Below are 1,696 nucleotides of genomic sequence, written 5' to 3'. Positions count from 1 at the left end.
GCCTCCCGCGATACCCGGGTGAACATCGTGCTCACCGAGAAAGGGCAGACCGGCCAGGGTCCGGTCGCCGCCTGCGGCATCATCGACGACCTGAGCTTCCTGGACGCCCCGATCAACTGAGGGTCCACCACCCGGCGGGCTTCACGGCCGAGATCCCGCCGGTATCGGTCGGTGATCTCCGCCGGCACCAACTGGATCCGAACGCCGGCAGAACGCGGCGACGCCGCCGGGGCTACCGGCCCCGGTCGCGGCCCACTTTACTTTGCTAAGCTATCTACCTGGATCGCATCAACACTCCAGAAGCCAACGAACGTAGGGGCACCCGCATGACCACGACCGTTTCCGCATACGCCGCCGGCTCGGCTGACGCACCGCTGACCAAGACCACCATCACCCGCCGCGACCCCGGCCCGCACGACGTCGCCTTCGACATCGCCTTCGCCGGCATCTGTCACTCCGACATCCACACCGTCAGGGCCGAGTGGGGCAAGCCGCGCTACCCGGTGGTGCCGGGCCACGAGATCGCCGGGGTGGTGACCGCGGTCGGCTCCGAGGTGACCAAGTACAACGTGGGCGATCGGGTCGGGGTGGGCTGCTTCGTCGACTCCTGCCGGTCCTGCCCGAGCTGCGACGCCGGCGTCGAGCAGTACTGCACCGGAACCGGCATGGTGGGCACCTACAACGCGGTCGGTCGCGACGGCGAGCCCACCTACGGCGGCTACAGCGGCGGGATCGTGGTCGACGAGAAGTACGTGCTGCGCATCCCGGACTCGATCCCGCTGGACGCCGCGGCGCCGTTGCTCTGCGCCGGCATCACGCTGTACTCACCGCTGCGGCACTGGAACGCCGGTCCCGGTAAGCGGATCGCGGTGGTCGGCCTGGGCGGCCTGGGGCACATGGGCGTCAAGCTGGGCGCGGCGATGGGCGCCGAGATCACCGTGCTGTCGCAGTCACTGAAGAAGATGGACGACGGCCTGCGGCTGGGCGCGAGTCACTACCACGCGACCAGCGATCCGGCCACCTTCACGAAGCTGCGCAACAGCTTCGACGTCATCCTCAACACCGTCTCGGCCAACCTGGACCTGGGCGCCTACCTGAACATGCTCACCGTCGACGGCACCCTGGTGGAGTTGGGCATGCCGGAACACGCCATGGCGGTGCCGCCGTTCCCGCTGGCCGGTATGCGGCGCAGCCTCTCCGGGTCGATGATCGGCGGGATCGCCGAGACCCAGGAGATGCTCGACTTCTGCGCCGAGCACGACGTGCGCCCGGAGATCGAGGTGATCGAGCCGGATTACGTCAACACCGCCTACGAGCGGGTGCTGGCCAGCGACGTGCGCTACCGGTTCGTGATCGACACGGCGTCGCTGCGGTCGGCCTGACCCGGCTAGTCCGGTGTCGGGCAGGCCGGTTCGCGGGCGGGCACCCGAATCGTGGTGTAGGCCACCGCGATCACCGCGGTGACCACCAGCAGCAGTAGTCCGACGGTGTAGTCGTTGTGCACCGGGTCGTAGGTGGCGCCCATCAGCAGCGGCGGAAAGTATCCGCCCAATCCCCCCGCCGCCGAGACGATCCCGGTGATCGAGCCGAGCGTTCCGGCCGGGGCACGGCGGGTCACCCAGCCGAACACCGCGCCGGTACCGACGCCCAGGCAGAGCGCCAGCGTGATGAAGGTCGCCGCCGCCCAGACGTCCGG

General features: G+C 69.2%; 1 protein-coding gene and 1 pseudogene. One reads left to right on the top strand and one right to left on the bottom strand.

Features of this window, described 5'->3' with window-relative positions:
* The first annotated feature begins 326 nt into the window (after positions 1 to 326).
* On the top strand, positions 327 to 1,382 hold the full coding sequence (locus tag AC2VNT_RS01735; RefSeq protein ID WP_486945216.1) for an NAD(P)-dependent alcohol dehydrogenase: 1,056 nt from the start codon (positions 327 to 329) through the stop codon (positions 1,380 to 1,382).
* 5 nt (positions 1,383 to 1,387) lie between these two features.
* Here the strand turns inward: AC2VNT_RS01735 and AC2VNT_RS01730 are convergent.
* Positions 1,388 to 1,696 (bottom strand): annotated as a pseudogene (locus AC2VNT_RS01730) (MFS transporter); the annotation flags it as partial.

The organism is Mycobacterium sp. TH-M15, from assembly GCF_057473705.1.
This window is presented reverse-complemented; position numbering and strand designations above follow the sequence as displayed.